The sequence below is a fragment of the Planomonospora algeriensis genome, assembly GCF_977012225.1.
In genome coordinates this window covers 1-3,211 of the sequence record NZ_CDRNDK010000599.1, presented here as the reverse complement: position 1 = coordinate 3,211, position 3,211 = coordinate 1, and the positions used below count along the sequence as shown (strand labels likewise).

Genomic DNA, 3,211 nt, shown 5'->3' with positions numbered 1-3,211 from the left:
GGTGGGTCACCGCGCTGGGCGGGGCGGCGGGCGCCGGGCTGCTGCTGACGACCCCGCCCCAGGCCTTCGAGGCGGTCGCGCCCTGGCTCATCGCGGGCGCCTCTCTCCTGCTGCTCCGCCCGCCGCGCCCAGGCGGGCCACGCGAGCGGAACGGGCCGGACGGGTCGGGCGCGCCTGCCGGATCGGGCGGGCGTGGAACGGTGAGCGGGAACGGCGGGTCCGGTGGGGGCGGCGGGGGCCACGCGGCGGAACGCGGCTGGGCCGCGCGGGCGGCACTGTTCGCGGTCGCGGTCTACGTCGGCTACTTCGGGGCCGCCGGGGGGATCCTCATGTTCGCGGTGCTCAGCGCCGTGCTGCGCCAGTCCGCGGTCAAGGTCAACGCCGTCAAGAACGTGGTCTCCGCGCTCGCCAACGCGGTGGCCGCCCTCGGCTTCGCGCTCTTCGGGCCGGTCGAGTGGGCGGCCGCCGTACCGCTCGCCGCGGGGTTCCTGGCCGGCGGCTGGATCGGCCCGGCGATCGCCCGGCGGCTGCCGGCAGTCGCTCCGGTTCGTCGCCGCCGCCTGCGGTCTTGCGGTCGCGGTCAAGCTGGGGGTGGAGACCTACCGGGCCTGAGGCCCCGGAACGGACACCGGGCTCCGGTCCGCATCGAATGGCCATTTCCCTATATTTCAGCCCATCGTAAATCATGAAGGCTTTCAGGGCGTTCTTTTTCGGTGAGCTCTTTGTGAAAAGGATGGCCTCGAAGCCGTCGACTCGACTTCTTATCGGGACGGACCGCCTACGGTGTGATATCGGCCTCGAATGGTTTTATATGTGCGGTGATCTGCACTTTCTGTAAAAACCGCGATTTTGAAAATGGGTATTTGCATTCCCGTGGTCATGGCGTAACTTCCTCTTTGTAATCCTGTCCGTCATCGAAGGGCCATCTATGACGACGGAGATCGCGGAGACGCCGATCTCGAAAGCCATCGACAGAGTGCGGCGGAAGGTGGACGCCAGGCTGGTCCGGTTCCTGGACGCGCACCTCTCCCCGGTGGACGACCCGGACGTGATCGAGGGGTACCGGCAGCTGCGGGAGTTCGTGGTGGCGGGCGGAAAGCGGATCCGGCCGATCCTGTGCTACTGGGGCTGGCACGGCGCCGGAGGCGGGACCCGGGAAGAGGGACCCGTGATCGACGCGGGTGCGGCGCTGGAGCTCTGCCACGCCGGTCTGCTCGTCCACGACGACGTCATGGACGGCAGCGACACGCGCCGGGGCCGCCCGACGCTCCACCGCAGCCTCGCCGGCCCCGCCCGGCCGCCCGGCGCGCAGGCGTTCGGCGGCTCCGCCGCGATCCTGCTGGGCGTGCTCGCCCAGGCCTGGGCGGACGAGCTGCTGACCGGCGTCGAGGTGGGCCAGGACCGTACGCACGAGGCCCGGATGCTGTTCAGCCGGATGCGCCTGGAGGTGATCTCCGGACAGTACCTCGACATCCTGGCGGGCATGGGGGAGGAGGCGAGCGTCGAGCGGGCCCTGCGGGTGGTGCGCTACAAGACGGCCAAGTACACCGTCGAGCGCCCGCTGCAGATCGGCGGGGTGCTCGCCGGAGCCGATCCCTCGCTGCTGGATGCGTACTCCCGGTTCGGGCTGCCGCTGGGAGAGGCGTTCCAGCTGCGTGACGACATCCTGGGTGTCTTCGGCGACACCGCGGTGACCGGCAAGCCGGTCATCGACGACCTGCGGGAGGGGAAGCGGACCGTGCTGATCGCGCACGCGTTCGCCCGCGCCCGGGGCCCGCAACGCGACCGACTCCGCACCTGGCACGGGGAACCCGGGCTGGACGAGCGGAACGCGGACGTGCTCCGGCAGATCATCGTGGACACCGGGGCGCTCGCCCACGTCGAGTCACTGATCACGCGACGCGCCGACCAGGCGCTCGACGTGCTGCGCGAGGGCGTGATCCCCGCGCGGACCTGCGAGGCGCTGGCGCTGCTGGTCGACCGCCTGACCCACCGGGTCGTGTAAGGGGACGGCACGGGGAGCGTCCCGTGCCGCGACATCCACCGCCCCCGCGAGCCTGATCCCCGCCTCCCCGACCCGCTGGCCGCCCTCCTGCCTTCCCTCCTGCCTTCCCTCCTGTCCGACCTCCCGCCTGTCCGACCTCCCGACTTCCCGCCTGCCCGACGTACCTCTCCGCTCCGCCGGGTTCCGACCACCGGAGCGGGACCGATTCCCCGGCAAACGGCCACCGGCCGAACACAGATGGGTGATGTGCGCCATGACCGAACCTGCGATCTCCACCGACTCCCGCGGCGATGCCGGCGAGCCCCACGAGAACCGCCTCAGCCTGGGCACCCGCGCCGCGCGCAACCTGGCCACGACGACCAAGACCCCGCCGCAGATGCAGGCGATCACCTCCCGGCACCTGCTGCGCCTGCTGCCGTGGGTGGAGGCCGTCGGTGGCGCCTACCGGGTCAACCGGCGGCTGACCTACCAGGTCGCCGACGGCCGGGTGACCTTCGTCTCCACCGGCGCGCAGGTCAGGGTCATCGCCGCCGAACTGTGCGAGCTCCCCGCCCTGCGCGGGTACGGCGACGCCGACGTGCTGGCGAGCCTCGCGGACCTGTTCGTCCAGCGGGAGTACGACCCCGGCCAGGTGATCGCGGAGGCGGGGACCCCGGTGGACGAGGTCTTCCTGCTGGCCCACGGCAAGGTCGGCAGGTTGGGGGAGGGGCCCTACGGCGGTGAGGCGCTGCTGGGCGTGCTGGCCGACGGCGACTACTTCGGGGAGCAGGCGCTGGTGAGCGCGGACGCGACCTGGGAGCACACGGTCAGGGCGACCACCGCCTGCACGGTGCTCGCCCTGCCCCGGGAGGCCTACGAACGGCTCGCCGCGCGGTCGGAGAGCCTGCACGCGCATGTCCAGCGCTCCCAGGAGGACCCCGACCGGCCGCGGAACGCCTACGGGGAGGCGGAGATCGCGCTGACGGCGGGCCACCGGGGCGAGCCGGTGCTGCCGGGCACGTTCGTCGACTACGAGCTCGCGCCGCGGGAGTACGAGCTGAGCGTGGCGCAGACGGTGCTGCGGGTGCACACCCGGGTGGCCGATCTGTACGACGAGCCGATGAACCAGACCGAGCAGCAGCTGCGGCTGACGGTCGAGGCGCTGCGGGAGCGGCAGGAGCACGAGCTGGTCAACAACCGCGAGTTCGGGCTGCTGCACAACGCCGA

3 protein-coding genes are annotated in these 3,211 nt (G+C 71.8%); all 3 read left to right on the top strand.

Features of this window, described 5'->3' with window-relative positions; all coding sequences use genetic code 11:
* Window positions 1–689: TSUP family transporter (locus tag ACWJ6R_RS33095; RefSeq protein WP_449065993.1), on the top strand; the 689-nt coding region annotated here is incomplete at its 5' end.
* A 239-nt stretch (window positions 690–928) separates the two neighbouring features.
* On the top strand, window positions 929–2,005 hold the full coding sequence (locus ACWJ6R_RS33090) for a polyprenyl synthetase family protein (protein WP_449065992.1): 1,077 nt from the start codon (window positions 929–931) through the stop codon (window positions 2,003–2,005).
* A gap of 253 nt (window positions 2,006–2,258) precedes the next feature.
* Window positions 2,259–3,211 (top strand): family 2B encapsulin nanocompartment shell protein (locus ACWJ6R_RS33085; RefSeq protein ID WP_449065991.1); only part of this gene is annotated, 953 nt, incomplete at its 3' end.

Excerpts from the sequence above, each read along its gene's own strand:
- ACWJ6R_RS33090 (WP_449065992.1), top strand. The coding sequence starts at position 929 with ATGACGACGGAGATCGCGGAGACGCCGATCTCGAAAGCCATCGACAGA.